General features: G+C 61.7%; 14 protein-coding genes. 12 read left to right on the top strand and 2 right to left on the bottom strand.

All coding sequences use genetic code 11. The features are described from left to right. Window positions 1-63: 63 nt before the first annotated feature. Window positions 64-1,326 (bottom strand): Hsp70 family protein, encoded by a 1,263-nt coding sequence (locus ACGYK2_RS10600; RefSeq protein WP_271688690.1) that lies wholly within the window; start codon window positions 1,324-1,326, stop codon window positions 64-66. Window positions 1,327-1,485: 159 nt separating this feature from the next. Here ACGYK2_RS10600 and ACGYK2_RS10605 point away from each other — a divergent pair, with 159 nt between their 5' ends. Then, the gene (locus tag ACGYK2_RS10605; RefSeq protein ID WP_067268209.1) at window positions 1,486-2,970 is read left to right on the top strand and encodes an ABC transporter substrate-binding protein; all 1,485 of its coding nucleotides are present in this window, start codon (window positions 1,486-1,488) and stop codon (window positions 2,968-2,970) included. A gap of 77 nt (window positions 2,971-3,047) precedes the next feature. Here ACGYK2_RS10605 and ACGYK2_RS10610 read toward each other — a convergent pair whose 3' ends face one another. Further along, window positions 3,048-3,485: an HdeA/HdeB family chaperone gene (locus ACGYK2_RS10610; protein ID WP_271688691.1), complete on the bottom strand. Its 438-nt coding sequence runs from the start codon at window positions 3,483-3,485 to the stop codon at window positions 3,048-3,050. Between the two features lie 250 nt (window positions 3,486-3,735). On the opposite strand from ACGYK2_RS10610, the gene ACGYK2_RS10615 reads away from it, so the two are divergent. The 11 genes from ACGYK2_RS10615 to ACGYK2_RS10665 all read left to right on the top strand — a co-directional run bounded on the left by ACGYK2_RS10615 (window position 3,736) and on the right by ACGYK2_RS10665 (window position 19,090). Beyond that, window positions 3,736-4,683, top strand: a complete 948-nt coding sequence (locus ACGYK2_RS10615; protein WP_271690017.1) for an ABC transporter permease — start codon at window positions 3,736-3,738, stop codon at window positions 4,681-4,683. Continuing rightward, window positions 4,680-5,495, top strand: a complete 816-nt coding sequence (locus tag ACGYK2_RS10620) for an ABC transporter permease (RefSeq protein WP_271688692.1) — start codon at window positions 4,680-4,682, stop codon at window positions 5,493-5,495. The genes ACGYK2_RS10615 and ACGYK2_RS10620 overlap by 4 nt, the downstream gene beginning before the upstream one ends. Beyond that, window positions 5,492-7,093 (top strand): ABC transporter ATP-binding protein, encoded by a 1,602-nt coding sequence (locus ACGYK2_RS10625; protein ID WP_271688693.1) that lies wholly within the window; start codon window positions 5,492-5,494, stop codon window positions 7,091-7,093. The genes ACGYK2_RS10620 and ACGYK2_RS10625 overlap by 4 nt, the downstream gene beginning before the upstream one ends. Window positions 7,094-7,315: 222 nt before the next feature. Further along, on the top strand, window positions 7,316-8,275 hold the full coding sequence (locus ACGYK2_RS10630; RefSeq protein WP_271688694.1) for a TAXI family TRAP transporter solute-binding subunit: 960 nt from the start codon (window positions 7,316-7,318) through the stop codon (window positions 8,273-8,275). A 101-nt stretch (window positions 8,276-8,376) separates the two neighbouring features. Then, window positions 8,377-11,130 (top strand): TRAP transporter permease, encoded by a 2,754-nt coding sequence (locus ACGYK2_RS10635; RefSeq protein ID WP_271688695.1) that lies wholly within the window; start codon window positions 8,377-8,379, stop codon window positions 11,128-11,130. Window positions 11,131-11,142: 12 nt separating this feature from the next. Continuing rightward, on the top strand, window positions 11,143-11,574 hold the full coding sequence (locus ACGYK2_RS10640) for a universal stress protein (protein WP_067268202.1): 432 nt from the start codon (window positions 11,143-11,145) through the stop codon (window positions 11,572-11,574). A gap of 67 nt (window positions 11,575-11,641) precedes the next feature. After that, a complete protein-coding gene (locus ACGYK2_RS10645) occupies window positions 11,642-12,724 on the top strand; it encodes a carbon-nitrogen hydrolase family protein (RefSeq protein ID WP_136720276.1) in 1,083 nt (360 codons plus the stop codon). A 66-nt stretch (window positions 12,725-12,790) separates the two neighbouring features. After that, the gene (locus ACGYK2_RS10650; RefSeq protein ID WP_209216967.1) at window positions 12,791-15,526 is read left to right on the top strand and encodes an aminotransferase class I/II-fold pyridoxal phosphate-dependent enzyme; all 2,736 of its coding nucleotides are present in this window, start codon (window positions 12,791-12,793) and stop codon (window positions 15,524-15,526) included. Between the two features lie 17 nt (window positions 15,527-15,543). Next, entirely contained in the window at window positions 15,544-17,001 is a 1,458-nt protein-coding gene (locus ACGYK2_RS10655; RefSeq protein WP_271688696.1) for a biotin carboxylase, read from the top strand. A gap of 17 nt (window positions 17,002-17,018) precedes the next feature. Next, window positions 17,019-17,990, top strand: coding sequence for a C45 family autoproteolytic acyltransferase/hydolase (locus ACGYK2_RS10660; RefSeq protein ID WP_271688697.1), 972 nt, complete (start codon window positions 17,019-17,021; stop codon window positions 17,988-17,990). Next, window positions 17,987-19,090: a CaiB/BaiF CoA-transferase family protein gene (locus ACGYK2_RS10665; RefSeq protein WP_271688698.1), complete on the top strand. Its 1,104-nt coding sequence runs from the start codon at window positions 17,987-17,989 to the stop codon at window positions 19,088-19,090. Before ACGYK2_RS10660 ends, ACGYK2_RS10665 begins: the two co-directional genes overlap by 4 nt. Window positions 19,091-19,121: the final 31 nt, after the last annotated feature.

The following is a 19,121-nucleotide window of genomic DNA, read 5'->3' on the forward strand; positions in this document are numbered from 1 at the left end:
TTCGAGCCCCCCTTCACCTTCATCCTTTCTCAAATACCGATCCCGCACTCTCAACCAGCCGGATCAGCCGCCTTCATCCCCACCGGCCCGCAAGGCCAACCCCTCAACAATCGCCGTCAGCGCCGCCCCCCGATGCAGTTCCGCCCGTGGAAACCGCGCCCGCATCTCCTCTTCGACCACCGCCATCAGGCTCGACCCGCCGACAAAGATCAGCCGGTCCACTGCCTCGGGCGCGAGGCCTGCCTTCTGCGCCGTCGCCTCTGCCGCGTCCCCCATTTGGACGGCGAGCTTCGACAGCCGCTTGCGCATCCAATCGCGGGGTAGGGGCAAGGTCGCGCGGGGTTTGAGCATCGACACGTCGATCACCGGTTCAGCATCCCCCGCGTCGCCCGCCCCGTTGGCACGGATTTTCCCCGCTTCGACAGCAAAGGCGAGGTCATGACCAAGCTCTTCATCAAGCACTTTGACCAAGCGAGCCAGACGTTTGGGATGTTCGGCGAACTTATGCAGTTCCGCCGCCGCCTTACGGGTCTCCGGCCCATAGAGAAACGGAATTTTCGCCCAAGTGGCCAGATCGTTAAAGATCGCATTGGGCGCGATATGGGTGTCACCCCCGAAAGCGTGGCGAATTTCGCTGCCCATGCCAAGCTGCGGCATCACCCGCCCGATCGACAGGGACCGGTCGAAATCGGTCCCGCCCAGCCGAATGCCGTGGCTTTCCAAAATGTCGATCTCATCATTCCCGCGCTGGCGGAAAAGCGTGAAATCCGAGGTGCCGCCGCCGATATCGATAACCAGCCCCAGATCCCCCGGACGCAAGGCCGCGCGATTGGCAATCGCGGCGGCTTCGGGTTCGTTCATGAAGTCCACATGATCGATACCCGCCCGGCCATAGGCCTCGCGCAGGTCTGTCAGGGCTTGGGCATCGCGGGCGTCATCGGCGGAATGAAAGCGCACGGGGCGCCCCGAGAGCGCCCTGTCGAAGTGCAGTCCTGTGGCGGCCTCGGCCTGCGTTTTGACCCGCGCCAGAAACCGCGCAACAATGTCGATAAAGTCGAGTCTTTCGCCCAAGAGCACCCTTCGTTCGCGCATTAGCCGGGTGCCAAGCAGGCTTTTCAAGCCGCGCATATAGCGGCCCTCGGCCCCGGCCAGCAGCGCGTCGGATGCCGCGGCACCGATCCGCATTTCCCGCGCCTCGAAATCAAAGAAGACCGCCGTCGGAAGGGTCTGTGCCTCGGCCTCCAGCGAGATCAGTCGCGGGGTGCCGCCGATGGCGATGCCCGCCGCGGTGTTGGAGGTTCCGAAATCAATCCCCAGCGTGGCCATGATGTTCTCCTGATGCCTTTTCACGGTCGCCCCGATGCGCGGCGCGCCCGTGCAAAGCACCCGCGATACCCTTCTCGCGCGCGCTTGGCAACGAAGGCTGGCGTGCCGCGTGGCTTTTGGCTAGCCTCGCAAAAAAATACACCAATATGGGAGACTTTCATGAACCGTTTGAACCGTTTGATGACCGGTGTGGCCAGCGCCGCATTGGTCGCTGCCGCCACGACGGCCCTTGCCAAGGACGACATCACCGTCGCCATGCAACTTGAGCCGCCGCACCTCGATCCGACCTCCGCCGCTGCGGGCGCCATCGACTCGGTGCTATATACCAATGTTTTCGAAGGGCTGACCCGCTTCATGGGCGACGGCTCTGTGGTGCCGGGGCTGGCAGAATCTTGGGAGATTTCCGAAGACGGGCTGACCTATACCTTCAAGCTGCGTGAGGGGGTTACCTTTCACGATGGCACCACGATGGATGCCGAGGATGTGAAATTCACCCTCGACCGGATCAATGCCGAAGACAGCGCCAACGCGCAAAAGGCACTTTATTCCGCGATTTCCGAGGTGAATGTCATCGACCCGCAGACCGTTGAGGTCAAACTGAGCGAGCCGAACGGCAACATGCTGTTCAACCTCGCTTGGGGCGATGCGGTGATCGTGGCGCCAGAGTCTGTCGAGACGATCAAACAGACCCCAATCGGCACCGGCGCTTTCAAATTTGAGAACTGGAACCAAGGCGACAAGATCACCCTGACCCGGAATGAAGACTATTGGGGCGAAGCGCCCGCCCTGGCCAGCGCGACGTTCAAATTCATCTCGGACCCGACAGCGGCTTTCGCCTCCGTCATGGCCGAGGATGTCGATGTTTTCACTGGCTTCCCCGCGCCTGAGAATATCCCCCAGTTCGAAGCCGACCCGCGGTTTCAGGTTCTGATCGGTTCGACCGAGGGGGAAACGATCCTGTCGATCAACAATCAGCGCGAACCTTTCGATAACGTTAAAGTGCGTGAGGCCGTTGCCCATGCCATCGACCGGCAGGCGATCATCGACGGCGCGATGTTTGGCTATGGCACGCCCATCGGCACCCATTTCGCACCGCATAACCCAGACTACGTCGACCTGACGGAGATGAGCAGCTACGATCCCGAGAAATCGAAGGCGCTGCTGGCCGAGGCCGGTTTCCCCGATGGGTTCGAGACGACATTGCACCTGCCGCCCCCCTCCTACGCCCGCCGCGGGGGTGAGATCATCGCCGCGCAGTTGGCCGAGGTTGGCATCAAGGCGCAGATCACCAATGTCGAATGGGCGCAGTGGCTGGAAACCGTGTTCAAAGGCAAAGATTTCGGCCTGTCGATCGTCAGTCATACAGAGCCGATGGACATCAACATCTATGCCAACCCGGACTATTACTTCCAGTATGACAATGCCGAGTTCCAGTCTCTGATGACCGAGTTCAACAAGACGGCCGACCCCGCCGCGCGGAGCGAGATGCTGGCCAAGGCGCAGCGCATCATCGCCGAAGACTATGTGAACGGTTACCTGTTCCAGCTCGCCTTCCCGACGATTGCCAAGGCCGGTGTCGAGGGGCTTTGGGTGAACGCACCGACACAGGCGACCGATCTGACTGGTGTCAGCTGGGCGGAGTGATCTGAAAGGATCATGTTGAGACACTAAAAAAGGGCGCGCCGTGAGGCGCGCCCTTTGTAATTAGAGGCGAAGACCTATTAGTCTTTGCCACGCATGCCAGCAGCGGCTTCGCTTACCAGTGCATCGGGGTTCTGGTTGCAGACGACCATGAAGTCTTCCATTTCCTGCTGCATGTCCGTGTCTGCCATTTCGTCAGCTTCTTCGGAATCTTCAACAGCTTTGGTGTTGTCGATCAGGGAATCTTCAGTCTCTTCGGAATCTGTCGCTTCTTCAGCGGAGATGTCGCTCGGCTCGGAACCGTCGCTCTTGGTTTCGGTGATCATGGAGCCACCGTGGCCGCCATCTTCCAACTCGGCGATTGCCATGGAAGCGACTTTCATTTTGTCGTCATCGCTGAGTTCTTGGTACTGCGCGCAGGTCATGGTTGCCATATCCATGTGCGCAGCGGCGAAGGCGGGTGCGGAAACGGTGCCCAGAAGGCCGGCGATCGCAAGTGTTTTCAAAGTCGTTTTCATTTCCATTCTCCAGTTTTGTCTGTTCTCCCGAAGACAACACCGCATAACGGATATGGTTCCAGCGCATAGCAATAAGTCCCGCGAAACCGCGCCCAAAGCGGCTAAGGGCATGCCTTGACTGGATTCTTTCGGCGATCATTCGGGGCGCAGCTGGCCGAACATCCAAAAAATGATCATTTTTTTCTTTCTTGCGGGGGAAACTGCACGCGGGCTCTGGACCCTCCCGAGCGTGCCGCCTAACCTCCGCGCTATGTTGCGCTATGCGTTGAAAAGATTTCTCTCCTTGCTCATCAGTCTCGCGGTTGCGTCGCTGGTGATTTTCATAGTGATCGAGGTCGCCCCCGGCGATCCGGCGTCCTTTATGCTGGGCTTGAATGCCCAGCCCGAAACACTGGCCGCGCTGCGCAGTGAACTGGGGCTCGATCAGTCCCGGCCAGAGCGTTATCTGGAATGGGTCGGTGGCATGTTGCAGGGGGATTTCGGCACCTCCTACACCTATCGCACCCCGGTGACCGAGATGATTGGCGACCGGCTTTGGGTCTCTGTGCCTTTGGCGCTTTATGCGCTTTTCCTCTCTGTCATCGTGGCCTTTCCGGCGGGCATCTATGCTGCCTCGCGCCGCGGTCGGGCGGGGGATGTGGGCGTGATGGGGGCGACGCAATTGGGCGTGGCGGTGCCGAACTTCTGGTTCGCCATGATCCTCGTGCTGATCTTTTCGATCAATCTGCGCTGGTTTTCGGCAGGCGGTTTCGTCGGTTGGGACAAGGGGCTTTTCGCCGGGCTGCACGCGCTGACCCTGCCCGCCATCGCGCTGGCCTTGCCGCAGGCGGCGATCCTTGCGCGGGTCATGCGCTCGGCCCTGCTGGATGTGCTGGGCGAAGATTTCATGCGCACCGCGCGGGCCAAGGGGCTGACGGCGCGGCAGGCGCTTTGGCGGCACGGGCTGCGCAATGCGCTGATCCCGGTGCTGACCATCATCGGCTTGCAGTTCTCTTTCCTGCTGGCCGGGTCGATCATTATTGAGCAGGTCTTTTACCTGCCGGGGCTCGGGCGGTTGGTGTTTCAGTCGATCTCGGCGCGGGATTTGATCGTGGTCGAGTCGGTGGTGATGCTCTTGGTCTTTTCGGTGATCTTGGTGAACTTCCTTGTCGATGTGGCCTATGCCGCCGTCGATCCCCGGTTGAGGGCCCGCACATGAACCGCAACCTGATCCTTGGGGCCGTGCTGACTTCGGTCTTTCTGCTGGCTGCGGTGATTTCCTTTGTCTGGACGCCCTATGACTATGCCGGGCTTGATATCGCGAACAAGCTGCGCAGCCCGTCGTTGGTGCATCCCATGGGGACGGATCACTTTGGTCGCGACATTCTGAGCATGATCATGGTCGGTGCGCGCACCTCCATCGCCGTGGCGCTGGTGGCGGTGGGCATTGGCATGGGCGTGGGTGTGCCGTTGGGGCTTTGGGCTGCGGCGCGGCGCGGCAGCCTTGTGGATGAGGTCATCATGCGCGGCAATGATCTGGTCTTTGCCTTCCCGGCCATTGTCATCGCCATTCTGATCACGGCGGTCTTCGGGGCCGGGGCGATCAACGCGATCATTGCCATCGGTATCTTCAACATTCCCGTTTTCGCCCGCATTACCCGCGGCGCGGCGCTGTCGCTGTGGCAGCGGGAGTTCATCATGGCGGCACGGGTGGCAGGCAAATCCGCGGCGCGTATCTCGTTCGAGCATATCCTGCCCAATGTCGCCAACCTGCTGATCGTGCAGGGGACCATCCAGTTTTCTCTCGGCATCCTTGCCGAGGCGGGGCTGAGCTATGTCGGCCTCGGCGCGCAGCCGCCGGTGCCGTCTTGGGGCCGGATGCTGGCCGATGCGCAGACCATGGTCAGCATCGCGCCGCATATGGCCCTGATGCCGGGGTTCGCGATCATCCTGACGGTGTTGGGGCTGAACCTGATGGGTGACGGGCTGCGCGACCTGCTTGATCCCCGCCTGAGGGTGGCACGCACATGACGCTTCTTTCTGTCTCCAACCTTTCGCTCTCTATCCACGGGCTGCGCATCCTCGACGGGGTGACCTTTTCCGTCGCACCGGGAGAGATCGTGGCCGTGACCGGGGAAAGCGGCTCGGGCAAGTCGATGACCGCGCTGGCGGCGATGCAGCTGCTGCCCAAGGGCGCGACGACGACCGGGCATATCATGCTGGGCGAGGACGATCTGACCCAGATGGACGAGGCAGCGCTTTGCGATATGCGCGGCAATGACATCGGCATGGTGTTCCAAGAGCCGATGACCGCGCTCAACCCGGTGCAAAGCATCGGTCGCCAAGTGGCTGAGACCATCCGGGTGCACGAACCCAGCGTCTCCCGGGCCGAGGCTGAGGCCCGAGCCGCCGATACGCTGACCCGCGTGGGCTTGCCCCAAGACCGCTTTCCCCTATCGCGCTATCCGCATGAGCTAAGCGGCGGGCAGCGCCAGCGGGTGGTGATCGCCATCGCCATCGCCCTGCGCCCCCGTCTGCTGATCGCGGACGAGCCGACCACCGCGCTGGATGTCACCACACAGGCGCAGATCCTCGCCCTGCTGACCCGATTGGCGCGCGAAGACGGCATGGGGCTGTTGATGATCACCCACGACCTTGCCGTCGTGGCGGATATGGCCGACCGGATCATCGTCATGCGCAAGGGGCAGATCGTCGAACAGGGGGAGACGCGGGCCCTCCTGCACAACATGCAGCACCCCTATACCAAAATGCTTTTCGACGCCTCACGCCATGAGGTGAACCTGCCCGCGCCGCCCGCGCCTAAGCCTCTGTTAGAGGTCAAAGGCGTATGCCGCGATTACCATCTGCCGCGCAAGACACTCTTTGGCGCGCCCGGCACGTTCCGCGCGGTGGACAACCTCAGCTTTACCCTAAACCGGGGGGAGCGTTTGGGGCTGGTCGGGGAATCCGGTTGCGGGAAATCGACCCTGACCCGGGCGATTTTGGGGCTGGAGCCGGTGCAAGAGGGCAGTATCACTGTCGATGGCCAGCCGGTCTTTACCGGGACGCAGCCGAACCTCGCCGTGCGCCGCAAGATGCAGGTGGTGTTTCAAGACCCTTTCGGCAGCTTCAATCCGCGCCACCGCGTTGATCGGTTGGTGACCGAGCCGTTTCACCTGCTCGACAACCCGCCACAGGGGGCCGAGCGTTCCCGCGCGATTGACGAAGCGCTGACCGCCGTGGGACTGCGCCCGGCGGATGCACGGAAATACATTCACGAATTCTCCGGCGGGCAGCGCCAGCGGATCGCCATTGCCCGGGCGCTGATCATCCGGCCCGAGTTGATCCTGTTCGATGAGGCCGTCAGCGCGCTGGATGTCTCGGTCCGGGCGCAGATCCTCGACCTGCTGGCCGATCTTTGCAGCCATTATGACCTGACCTATCTCTTCATCTCGCATGACCTTTCGGTGGTGCGCACGGTGACGGACCGGGTGCTGGTGATGCAGTCCGGCAAGATCGTCGAGGCCGGAGAGACCGCGCAGGTCTTTGACGCGCCGCAGCACGCCTATACCAAATCGCTGATCGCTGCCGCGCCGGTTCTGCCCGACTTGCCCCAGCCCGTCGGGTAGGCTTTGCGGCCCTTCGTGTCAGCCGCATTGATTGCGATGAAAAACCGACCTAACGTGAAATCGGGGATTCCCGCCACAGGGGCATGTCTGCTCGCGGTCTGAATGGCGTGTGAAGAATTTCCTAGCCCAGTCAATTGCCTGAAGGCTGCGGCGCTCTACTTGTGCATGCAATGGTGTCCGCCTAAAGGGTGGTCCGCCAATTATAACAATGGGAGACATCTTATGAAAATGTTCAAAATGCTCGCGATGACCGGTGCCATGGTGGCCGGCACTGCGGCTATGGCGCAGGAAAAATTCATCACCATCGGCACCGGTGGTCAGACGGGCGTTTACTTTGTCGTCGGTCAGTCGATCTGCCGTCTGGTGAACCGCGGCACCGCGGATCACAACCTGAAATGCACCGCCCCCTCCACCGGTGGGTCGATCGCCAACATCAACGCGATCAAAGCGGGCGACATGGACATGGGTGTGGCCCAGTCCGACTGGCAGTTTCACGCCTACAACGGCTCCTCCCAGTTCGAGGGTGACAAGTTCGACAAGCTGCGCGCGGTCTTCTCCGTGCATGGTGAGCCCTTCAACGTCATCGCCCGTGCCGACAGCGGCATCGAGTCCTTCGACGATCTCAAAGGCAAGCGCGTCAACATCGGCAACCCCGGTTCCGGTCAGCGCGCCACCATGGAAGTCGTGATGGACGCCAAAGGCTGGACGCTGGACGATTTCGCACTGGCGTCCGAGCTGAAACCGGCTGAGCAAGCCGCCGCTCTGGGCGACAACAAGGTGGATGCGATCATCTACACCGTGGGTCACCCCAACGGTTCGATCCAAGAAGCCGTGTCGACCGTCGACGCCAAGCTGATCCCCGTGGACGGTGATGCGATCCAAGGTCTGATCGACGACAACCCCTATTATGCCGAGGCCACCGTGCCGGGCGGCATGTATAAGGGCACCGACGAAGACGTGAAAACCTTCGGCGTGAAAGCCACCTTCGTGACCTCCGCCGATGTTGACGACGAAGTCGTCTATCAGGTGGTCAAAGCGGTTTTCGACAACTTCGACCGTTTCAAGCGTCTGCACCCTGCCTTTGAGAACCTGACCCAAGAGGAAATGATCTCGGGCGGTCTTTCCGCGCCGCTGCACCCCGGCGCCGAGAAGTATTACAAAGAGCAAGGTTGGCTCGAGTAATCTATCCGTGACATGATAGCTCTGGCGGCGGTACGCTGCCGTCAGAGACCCGAAAAACAATATGCGCATCCGCCCCAAGGTGGAGCCGACAGGGGGACGATATGTCTGAGAAGGACCAGCAAAAGGCGGCGGCTGTTGAAACCGCCGCGACCGGTGACCGGGGCGGATTGAGCCAGGCGGAACTGGACGAACTTGTCGCTTCTTCTGATACGGGTGGGCGTTCTGTCAGCGGTTTGATGGGCACCTTGCTGCTGCTGGTGGCCTTGGCTTGGTCCCTGTTCCAACTCTACATCGCCTCGCCCATCGGCCTTTTCAACGATACGCTGGCCCGCTCCATTCACTTGGGCTTTGCTGTATTCCTTGGCATCATGGTGTTTCCGGCCACGCGCACCAGTTTTCAGGTGGCGCTTGGCGTCATCGTTCCCATCGTTCTTGCCGCCCTCTTTATGGTCAGTACGAAGGATTCCACCGCGGTCTGGTGGATCCCGATCCCGGCGGCCTTTGTGGTCGCCACGGTGCTCCTCGGCTCGCCCAAGAACCGCATTCCGATCTGGGAATGGGCCTTGGCCATCGTCGGCACCTTTTGTGCGCTGTATCTCTTTATCTTTTACCGTGACATCGCCAACCGCGTCGGCGCGCCGATCCTGCCGGATTATATCGCGGGGGTGACCGGCCTGTTAATCCTGCTCGAAGCCACCCGCCGCGCCCTTGGGCCTGCGCTGATGATCGTGGCGAGCGTTTTTCTCTTCTACACCGTGCTCGGCCCCTATATGCCCAGCATCATCGCGCATAAGGGCAACAGCCTTTCGGAGATCGTGAACCACCAGTGGATCACGACCGAAGGCGTCTTTGGCATCGCGCTTGGCGTGTCGACCTCCTTCGTCTTCCTCTTCGTGCTTTTCGGCTCGCTGTTGGACCGTGCGGGGGCGGGTAACTACTTCATTCAAGTCGCCTTCAGCCTCATGGGCCACATGCGCGGCGGCCCTGCCAAGGCGGCGGTCGTGGCCTCGGCGATGACCGGCCTGATCTCGGGGTCATCTATCGCCAACGTGGTGACCACGGGCACCTTCACCATCCCGCTGATGAAGAAAGTGGGCTTCAACTCCGAAAAAGCAGGCGCGGTCGAGGTGGCTTCGTCGGTTAACGGCCAGATCATGCCGCCCGTCATGGGGGCTGCGGCCTTCCTGATGGTCGAATATGTCGGCATTCCCTATTTCGACGTGGTCAAACACGCCTTCCTGCCTGCGGTGATCTCTTACATCGCGCTGGTCTACATCGTGCATCTTGAGGCGATGAAGGCCGGGATGCAGGGCCTGCCGCGGGCCTATACGCCCAAGCCGCTGGTGCAGCAGCTTATCGGCATCGCCTTTGCGATCATCGCGATCTGCGCGCTGTCCTTTGCGGTTTACTACCTGATGGGCTGGATCCGCCCGGCCTTCCCCGAAACGGCGGGCTATATCATCTTTGTCTTCCTCACGGCGGTCTATGTCGGCCTGCTTTATGTGGCGAGCAAGGAAGAACCGCTTGAAATGGAAGACCCTAACGCCGAGGTGACGACCCTGCCGATGCCGGGGCCGACTGCGCGGTCCGGTCTGCATTTCATCCTGCCGGTTGTGGTGCTGGTCTGGGCGCTGATGGTCGACCGCCTGTCGCCCGGCCTGTCGGCCTTTTGGGCGGCTGCCTATATGATCTTCATCCTGCTGACGCAGCGCCCGCTCATGGCGATGTTCCGGGGCGAAAGCCGGTTCCTGAACGATCTCAAAGCCGGGTTCCTTGACCTGATCGACGGTCTGGTCACCGGCGCGCGCAACATGATCGGCATCGGCATCGCCACGGCGACAGCGGGCATCATCGTCGGCGCGGTCAGCCAAACCGGTGTCGGCTCGGCGCTCGCGGATGTGGTCGAAGTGCTCTCGGGCGGCAATATCCTTGCCATCCTGTTCCTGACGGCGGTGCTGTCGCTGATCCTTGGCATGGGCCTGCCCACCACGGCGAACTACATCGTCGTCTCGGCGCTGCTGGCGCCGGTGATTGTGACGCTGGGCCAGCAGAACGGGCTGATCGTGCCGCTGATCGCGGTGCATCTCTTCGTCTTCTACTTCGGCATCATGGCCGATGTGACCCCGCCGGTGGGATTGGCGAGTTTTGCTGCCGCCGCCGTTTCGGGCGGTGATCCGATCCGAACCGGGCTGGTCGCCTTCTTCTACTCCCTGCGCACCGCGGCGTTGCCGTTCCTGTTTATCTTCAACACGGAATTGCTGCTGATCGGGGTCACATGGGGGCAGGGGCTGTTCATCTTTGTGGTGGCCACCGTGGCCATGCTGCTTTTCGCGGCGGCGACCCAAGGCTTCTTTCTGACCCGCAACCGTTTCTACGAAACCATCGCGCTGCTGCTCATCGCCTTTACCCTGTTCCGCCCGGGCTTTTGGATGGACATGATCTATCCCCCCTATAGCGAGGAAGCCCCGACCGAGATCGTTCAGGCCGCCGAAGAAACCCCTGCGGGCGAACGGCTGCGGTTGCGCATCTCGGGCGTGAACGATCTGGGCGATCCGCTGGAGTTCGTGGCGCTGCTGCCCATCGGCGAAGGTGAGACTGGGGCCGAGAAGCTGGAGGCCGCGGGTCTCATGTTCCGCGAGGATGGCGACAAGATGATCATCGACGATGTCCTCTATGACAGCCCGGCGCAGGGCGCGGGTCTCGATTGGGATCAAGAGGTGCTGCGGGTGCTGAAACCGATGCCACAACCCAGCAAGTACTGGATGTTCATCCCCGCCCTGCTACTTCTGGCGCTGGTGGTCTTCTTGCAACGGGGCCGTGCCGCGCAGGCCCCCCGTAAGCCCGCGACAGCCTGAGGAGGGCGCATCATGTTCGATAACATTCTGCTGACCGTTGATCTGAGCGACCCGAAATCATGGGAAAAGGCGCTGCCGCAGGCGATTGATATGATCCGCCTCTCCAAGGGCACGTTGCATATCCTCTCGGTCGTGCCGGATATGGGCACGCCGCTGGTCGAAGGGTTCTTCCCCGCGGATTACGAGAAACAGGCCACGGGCCGCGCGGCCAAGGCGCTTGAACAGTTGGTCGAGCGTGAGGTGCCTGATGACGTAAAGGTGAAGCAGCACCTGAAATTCGGCAAGATTCACCGCGAGGCGCTGAAAACGATAAAGAAATCAAACGCCGATCTGGTGGTCATGGGGTCCGAGCACCCCGACAGCCTGCGCGAATTCCTCGTCGGTTCCAACGCCGACCGCATTGTGCGTCGTTCCCCTGTTTCCGTTCTGGTCGTGAGGGCGTAAGACAGGTGCTTCGCGGAGATAGGCAAGGAAATGGTCCATTGCGCCGCGGTGTTCGGAGTATTCACGCATGACCCCTTTCGCGATTGCCGGCGTGCAGATGTACGTCAATGCCTTGCAGCCCAATGTCGAGGGCATGATCCAGCGGCTCGACATTCTGATGGCGCGTTTCCCTTGGACGCAGATGGTGCTGTTCTCCGAACTGGCGCCTTTCGGCCCGCTCGACCGGTTTGCCCTGCCGCCCGAGAATGAGACGATCGAACAGTTTCAGGCCGCCGCGCGGCGGCACCGGGTCTGGCTAATCCCCGGTTCGATGTTCCTCAAACACCCCGAAGATGGCCGTGTGTATAACACCTCGGTCGTCATCAACCCCGAAGGCGAAGTGGTGCGCCGCTATGCCAAGATGTTCCCCTTCCGGCCCTATGAGGCCGGGATCGCGGCGGGCAATGAATTCTGTATTTTCGATGTGCCGGATGTGGGCCGCTTTGGCCTGTCGATCTGCTATGACATGTGGTTCCCCGAAACGACGCGGCAGTTGACCTCGCAAGGGGTTGAGGTGCTGCTGCACCCGGTGCTGACCGGCACCACCGACCGCGATGCGGAACTTGCCATCGCGCGCGCCACGGCGGCGCAGTTCCAGTGCTATATCTTCGACGTGAACGGCCTTGGCGCCGGTGGCGTGGGCCGTTCCTGCGTGGTCGACCCGACTTCGATGGTGCTGCACCAATCGGCAGGGCAAGAGGACATGTTCCCGATTGAGATCGACCTCAACATGGTGCGCCGCCAGCGTGAGACGGGGATGAAGGGCTTGGGCCAACTGCTCAAATCCTTCCGCGACCGCCCGACAGACTTCCCGGTCTATGACCGTGACAGCGGCGCGGATGCCTTCCTGCACACCCTTGGCCCGCTTGAAATCCCGCAACAGGGCAGCCGCGCGGGGCTGCATGTCGATGTGCCCGCCCAGCAGGTGCCTGCAGAGATCCCGACCTATAAGGGCAAGAACGGTTTCCCGCCTGAGCCGCTTGCCAGCCCCACCGCCGGGACGGCGCCCGAGGTGGCCCAGACACCGGCGCCCGTGGCCCCGGCTGCGGGCACGCCCGACCCACAGACAACGCCCGACACGCCCGGGCAGAACGACAATACCAGCGGCTAGGCCGGGGTTAGGTTCGCGCAAAGCGCTACCTGACGCATCGGTCGGCCCTCCAGCAGAGGACGACTGATGCATTCTATGAACGACTATTCCTCGGCCATTCAACTACGGTCGGATCGGTGGAGCGCCCTGCGCGCCGCTGCCGCCGCCATGTCGCGCGATCCGAAAGGCAAGAGCGCGGCACAGGGGCGCAAGGAAATCGAGGCGCTGTTTGAGTCACTGGCCCTGATCGAGCCCTATTGGGCCTTTCCGGGCATGTCCGCTTTTGACCACATGCGTCGCCAGTTCGCCCACGGCAATTTCGAAGATCTGGCCTTTGCCGTGAACCGGGTGACGCGGGCGCTAACCACCGGCGCCTATCGCCGCCGCACCATCCCGTTGGAACGCGACAGTCTGGATCAAGACGAGCATGACGACGAGGCGATGTTGCCGCCCGAGGCGCGGGCGCTGGCGAAACCCTATTTCGAAGTGCTGATCGTCGACAATGTGAATGAACAGCAGGAACGCTGGCTGCGCAGCAATGTCACCCGCATGCGCCGGACCGAAGACCCGTTCATCTACGAAGCCGTCGTGGTGCCCAGCCTTGAAGACGCGCTGATCGCGGTGATGTTCAACCACAATATCCAAGCCATCGTCGTCCGCCCCGGGCTCACGCTGAAATCGAAAGTCGATCAACAGATCCTGACCCGCTACCTCGCTCGCGCGGGCGGGCAGGATGAGATCGACGCACTTCAGCCCGAGAGCTATGGCCCAGAGCTCTGCCGCATGATCGCCAAGGTCCGGCCCGAGCTTGATGCCTATCTGGTCACCGAACGCTCGGTCGAGGATATCGCCGGGCTCGATCTGGGGATTTGTCGGCGGGTCTTCTACAATCAGGAAGACTTCATGGAGCTGCACCTCAACATCCTGCGCGGGGTGCAGGCGCGCAACAAGTCGCCCTTCTTCACCGCGCTGGTGGAATACTCCAAACAGCCCACCGGCGTCTTCCACGCCATGCCAATCAGCCGCGGCAAGTCGATCACCCGCAGCCACTGGATTCAGGACATGGGGGCGTTTTACGGCCCGAATATCTTCCTTGCAGAGACCTCGGCGACATCGGGCGGCCTCGACAGCCTGCTAGAGCCGCATGGGCCGATCAAAGAGGCGCAGGAACTGGCAAGCCGCGCCTTCGGCTCTAAACAGACGTTTTTCGCCACCAATGGCACGTCGACCTGCAACAAGATCGTGGTGCAGGCGTTGGTGCGGCCCGGCGACATCGTGTTGGTCGACCGCGACTGCCACAAGAGCCACCACTACGGCATGGTGCTCGCGGGCGCGCAGGTCAGCTACCTCGACAGCTATCCGCTCAACGAATACTCAATGTACGGCGCGGTGCCGCTGCGCGAGATCAAGGAACGGCTCTTGGAGTTGAAGGCGGCGGGCAAACTCGACCGGGTGCGGATGCTGCTGCTGACGAACTGCACCTTCGATGGGCTGGTCTATAACGTCGAGCGCGTGATGGAGGAATGTCTGGCGATCAAGCCCGACCTCATCTTCCTTTGGGACGAGGCATGGTTCGCTTTTGCCCGGTTTAGTCCTACATATCGCCAGCGCACCGCGATGAACGCGGCCAATACCTTGCGGGCGAAGTTCAAGTCAGAGGCCCATGCCGCCGCCTATGAGGCGCAGCAAAAGACCCTGAAGGACGCGGATGATGAGACCCTGCTCAACACCCGGCTGATCCCCCCGCCGCAGGCGCGGGTGCGGGCCTATGCCACGCAATCGACCCACAAGACGCTGACCTCACTGCGGCAGGGCTCGATGATCCATGTCAACGATCAGGACTTCAAAGGCGAGGTCGAGCAGAGTTTTCACGAAGCCTATATGACCCACACTTCGACCTCGCCGAACTATCAGATCATCGCCTCGCTCGACGTGGGGCGGCGTCAGGTCGAACTCGAAGGGTTCGAGTTTGTCCAGCGACAGGTCGAAGCGGCGATGTCGATGCGTCGCGCGATCAGCGAACACCCCCTCTTACGCAAGTATTTCAAAGTGCTCTCCGCCGGGGACATGATCCCCGAACAGCACCGCGAAAGCGGCGTCACCAGCTACTATGACGTTGAGCAGGGCTGGACCGACATGTGGGATTGCTGGGAGCAGGATGAATTCGTGCTCGACGCGACCCGCGTGACCCTCGCCGTCGGCGGCACGGGCTGGGATGGCGATACTTTCAAGACCCAGATCCTGATGGACAAATACGGCATCCAGATCAACAAGACCTCGCGCAATACCGTGCTGTTCATGACCAACATCGGCACCACGCGCTCTTCGGTCGCCTATCTGATCGAAGTGCTGGTGGAGATTGCCAAATCTCTCGATGATCTTTTGGACGATGCCAGCCGGATGGAGCGGCTGTCATTCGACCGGCGCGTCACCAATCTGATGGAGAACTACCCGCCGCTGCCGGATTTCAGTTGCTTCCACGAAGCCTTCCGCGCCGCAGACACGCCCGAAGGCGACATTCGCACGCCCTTCTTCCTCGCCTATGATGAGAAGAACTGTGACTACCTCGATCTGAACGGATCCTTGCAAGAGGTCATGGACGCGGGCGACACGGTGGTCTCGGCCAGCTTCATCATCCCCTATCCGCCCGGCTTTCCGATCCTCGTACCCGGACAGGTCGTCAGTCAGGAAATTCTCGACTTCATGCGCGCGCTCGACGTGAGCGAGATCCACGGATACCGGCCCGATCTGGGCCTGCGCGTCTTTACTGCGGAGGCGCTGAAACGCGTGCGCCGCAAAGACCTTTCTTCTTCACCCGTTTGACCAAAAGGACCTACGACATGGTAAAAATTCTTAAGAATATCTCCGAAATCCGCCGGTTCTTTCACCGAAACGAAGATCCGGTTTATTTCATCTCGGCCACCAATTTTAACCTTTTGGGCCTCGATGAATGGGTGAAAAACTTCAAATACATCTGCTACATCGACTGCTACGGCGGCAAGCATCCCAACGTCTTCTGCCCCTCGGAACAGCCCCATGCGGAGTTCCAGAGCATCGAGGACATCAACAACTACCTGCTGCAGCACAAGGAGGTCATCGACTTCATCAAGCGCCGCGGGGGCAAGCCCAAGTTCGTCTTCCTGATGTTCGACGAAGAGACCGAGCGCCTGAGCAAAGAGCTCGGGGCCGAGGTCTGGTTCCCCAAGGCCAAGCTGCGCCAATCGATGGACAACAAGATCGAGACGGTGCGCATCGGCAACAAGGCCGGCGTGCCTTCGGTGCCCAACACGCTGAGCGAGGTGAAAAGCTACGACCACCTCCGCGAGATCTGCGAGAAGGCCGATCTGGGCCATGACCTCGTGCTGCAATCGGCCTATGGCGACAGCGGGCATACCACCTTTTTCATCAAGACCGAGGCCGATTTCCGCCGCCACGAGAGCGAGATCGTGGGCGAGGGCGAGATCAAGATCATGAAGCGGATCGACTGTCGCGGTGCCGCGATCGAGGCTTGCGCCACCAAGGAGGGCACCATCGTCGGCCCGCTGATGACCGAACTGGTCGGCTTCAAGGAATTGACCCCCTACCGCGGTGGCTGGTGCGGCAACGAGATCCTCGCCACCGCCTTCCCGCCCAAGGTGCGGGAGAAGGCCCGCGATCTGACCTTCAAGTTCGGCGAGCAGTTGCGGAAAGAGGGCTATCGCGGCTATTTCGAGCTCGACTTCCTGATCGACAAGAAGACCGGCGACTTGTGGCTGGGCGAGTTGAACCCGCGGATCACCGGCGCGAGTTCCATGACCAACCACGCGGCCTTCGCCCATGCCGACGCGCCGCTGTTCTTGTTCCACTTGCTGGAGTTCAGCCGCAAGAAGTTCACCCTCGACGTGGATGAGCTGAACGCCCGCTGGGCCGATCCGGACAATATCGACGGCTGGAGCCAGATGGTCATCAAACACACCGAAGACAGTGTCGACATCTGCACCGAAGCGCCCGAGACCGGGATCTACAAGCTGCGGGAAGACGGCAGTGTCGATTTCGACCGGTTCGACTATCACCGCCGCGCGGTCGAGAGCGAGAACGAGGCCTTCTTTCTGCGCATCCTGCAACCGGGCGATTACCGCTACGAGGGCGCGGATATCGGCATCCTCGTGACGCGGGGCCGGTCGATGACCAAGTCTTTCCAGTTGAACGAACGCGCGAAAAAGTGGATTCATGGGATCAAACGCAGCGTGGATGGCAAACCCTTGCCCACCGCCTCGGCCGGTCCAGAGCTTTCTGATCCGGCGTTCAAGATCCTGTAGCAAGACGAAAGGCCGCGATGTACTGGCGCGCATTGTCCGAAGACCAGCCCGGCCCGAAATGGGCTGGACTCTTCGCGGCCTATTGGCCTGATTATCACGCATGGTGGCTGAAGGAGGGGGAGGCCGCGCGTCCGACCTATGCCCAATGCCGCCGTGCGCTGGCCCAGCATATGCCCGAGATGCTGCCGCTATATGACCAGCTTTGCAGTCTAGCAGGCGGCGGCGATCACGCGGCGCGCTTCCTTAGTTTTTACTGCCCACCGCCTTATCTCTCGGCCTGTTCCCAGGCGATCTGGGCGGGGAAAGAGCCGGTCATGGTGCGCAACTATGACTACAACCCCAATGCCTTTGACGCGATGGTGCTGCGCACGAACTGGCAGGGGCGGCAGGTGATGGGCACTTCCGACGGGCTCTGGGGGCTGGTCGATGGGGTGAATGACGCGGGGCTGTCGATCTCGCTGACCTTTGGCGGGCGACGTGTGGTGGGCGAAGGCTTCGGCGTGCCGCTGATCCTGCGCTATGTCTTGCAGACCTGCGAAACCGCGCAGGAGGCGGGCGAGGTGCTGGCGCGGGTGCCCACACATATGAGCTACAACGTCACCGTGCTCGACCGGAAGCGGCGCTATCTGACCGCGATGATGGCTCCTGATCGCCCGGCTGTGATCACCCGCGCCGCAGTGGCCACCAATCATCAAGAGAATGTTGAGTGGATCAGCCACGCCCGCTTTACCGCCACGGTCGAACGGGAGCGTTATCTGTTACAACGTCTGCGCCTGCACCGCGATCCGGAGGAGAAGTTCATCGGCGCCTTCCTCAAACCGCCGCTTTATTCCACGGCCTTCAACGCCGGGTTTGGCACGCTTTACACCGCTGTCTACCGCCCGCGCAAACGCGAGATGGAGTTGCGCTGGCCCGGCACGACATGGGCGCTGTCGCTGTCGGATTTCACCGAAGGGGCGCGGCAGGTCTTGGTGCCGGGGGCAGCATGAGCGGGGCGGCGCGCAAAGGGCCGCTGTCCTCGCTTAGGGTGGTGGAGTTTTCCGGTCTTGGCCCCGCGCCGCTGGCGGGGCAACTGCTGGCCGATCTGGGTGCGGATGTCATTACGGTTGACCGCAAAGCCGCCCCGGCGGACCCGTCGGACATCAACCGGCGCGGCAAGCGGTCGGTGGTGTTGAACCTGAAAACCGCCGAAGGCATCGCCGCGGCAAAGGCGCTGATCGCTTCTGCCGATGTGCTGATCGAAGGGTTTCGCCCCGGCGTGATGGAACGTTTGGGCCTTGGCCCTGACGCCTGCCCTGAGGCTCTGATCTATGGCCGCATGACCGGCTGGGGCCAGACCGGCCCATGGGCGCAGACGGCGGGGCATGACATCAATTATCTGGCTCTAACAGGGGCACTTCATGCCATGGGCCACGCCGACGCGCCCCCGGTGCCGCCCCTGAACATGGTGGCGGATTACGGCGGCGGAACGATGTTCTTGCTGTTCGGCATCCTTGCTGCCGTCATCGAACGCGGGGTGACCGGCAGGGGCCAAGTCGTCGACGCCGCGATGGTCGATGGGGTGCCTGCGATGATGGGGCTGATCCATGGCATGCTGGCCCAAGGCGCGTGGACCGAAAAGCGTGCCGCCAATTGGCTCGACGGGGCCGCGCCGTTTTACCGTTGCTACACCTGTGCGGATGGGAAATTCATCTCGGTCGGGGCATTGGAGCCGCAGTTCTACGCGATCTTGTTAGAGAAGTTGGGCCTGCCTGCGGCGCTTGCCGAGAGCCAGAACGACAGGACGACATGGGAGGCGCGTATCGCCGATTTCACCGCGATTTTTGCCACCCGCGCCCGGGACGACTGGGCGGCGCATTTCGATGGCTCGGATGCCTGCGTGGCCCCGGTGCTCAGCTTTTCCGAAGCGCCGGATCATCCGCAGATGGCGGCGCGGGGCAATGTGGTGAGGGTCGATGGCGTGTTGCAATCAGGCCAAGCGCCGCGGTTTGACGGTGCCGCGCCACAGATGCCCAGCCCCCCACGGGCCATCGGCGCGGATACCGATGCTGTGCTGGCGGAGCTTGGTCTGCCGCGCGACCGCGCATGAAAAACCCCCGGTCAAAGGACCGGGGGTAAAT

The organism is Sulfitobacter sp. 1A10359 (assembly GCF_043558145.1).
Classification (GTDB): Bacteria; Pseudomonadota; Alphaproteobacteria; order Rhodobacterales; family Rhodobacteraceae; genus Sulfitobacter; species Sulfitobacter faviae.